General features: G+C 46.1%; 1 protein-coding gene. It reads left to right on the top strand.

Going from position 1 to position 1107, the window contains the following annotated elements:
- Nucleotides 1–59 precede the first annotated feature (59 nt).
- A protein-coding gene (locus BIZ39_RS21940) for an IS630 family transposase (protein WP_161789755.1) occupies nt 60–1089 on the top strand; the annotation gives its coding sequence in 2 pieces (ribosomal slippage) (nt 60–514 and nt 513–1089; 1032 coding nt in all).
- Nucleotides 1090–1107 lie beyond the last annotated feature (18 nt).

Genomic DNA, 1107 nt, shown 5'->3' with positions numbered 1-1107 from the left:
ATACCAATTGTCTTAAAAGTTTGATCTAATAGTGGTATTCATATTCGAGTGATTTTGATATGCATACAGCCGACGACTTTAAACAATTAGCAAAGCAAACCTCCAACGGGCAACTGCGAACCCGCTATCTAGCTTTGTATCATTTCAAGAATGGGGAAACACGAACCCAGATAGCAACTTACCTTGGGGTTGCCAGAGGCAGTGTTAATACCTGGGTATCCAACTATCTGGCGCACGGACTTGAAGGTCTGCAATCCAAACCTAGTCCGGGTAGACCCTGTCAGCTCTCCGTCTCCCAGCGAGAACAGATCGCACATTTTATCAAAGAAAATGCGGTTAAAAAGGAGGGGGGGCGTTTGATTGCACAGGATGTACGACAATACATTAGCGACACCTTCCAAATCGATTATCAGTTGCGAAACGTATACCGCATCATGGATGCGCTCGGTTTCAGTTGGATAACCAGTCGCTCTAAACACCCTAAACAATCACAACAAACCCAGGACACTTTTAAAAAATTTCCTGCTGGAAACGATCCTTCACACTCCCGGTCATCTTCCTCTGGATCGCGTTGACGTCTGGTTTCAAGACGAAGCACGATTCGGTCAGCAAAATCAGACGTCCAGAATATGGGCAGCCAAGGGCAGCAGGCCAAGAGTAGTAAAGCAACAGCAATTCGATTATGGCTATGTCTTTGGGGCGGTGTGTCCGAGCAATGGTAATACTCAGGCGCTTATCAGCCCTCTTGTGAATAAAGAGGTGATGAAGCAGCATCTGAAATTAATAAGTGAAGCGACAGAGCCTGGGCGTCATGCCGTTGTTGTAATGGATGGCGCGGGCTGGCATACGATCGATACGGCCAGCCCATTTACCAATGTCAGTCTGTTAAAACTCCCACCTTATTCTCCGGAGCTGAACCCGATGGAGCAAGTATGGCAATGGTTACGGCAACGTTGCTTATCAAACCGCGTATTTCGAGGTTACGAAGAAATAGTGGAACAGGTCTCTCGCGCTTGGAATACATTCATTGCGGATGTTGAACGAGTCAAAAATCTCTGTTGGAGAGAGTGGATAAAGTTGGTCAATTAATTAATGCAATTGGTATTA

Origin of the sequence: Alteromonas sp. BZK5, assembly GCF_014349115.1 — a bacterium.
GTDB classification, from domain to species: Bacteria; Pseudomonadota; Gammaproteobacteria; order Enterobacterales; family Alteromonadaceae; genus Alteromonas; species Alteromonas macleodii.
The sequence above is the reverse complement of the archived record's forward strand: the minus strand, read 5'-3'. Positions and strand labels throughout refer to the sequence as shown.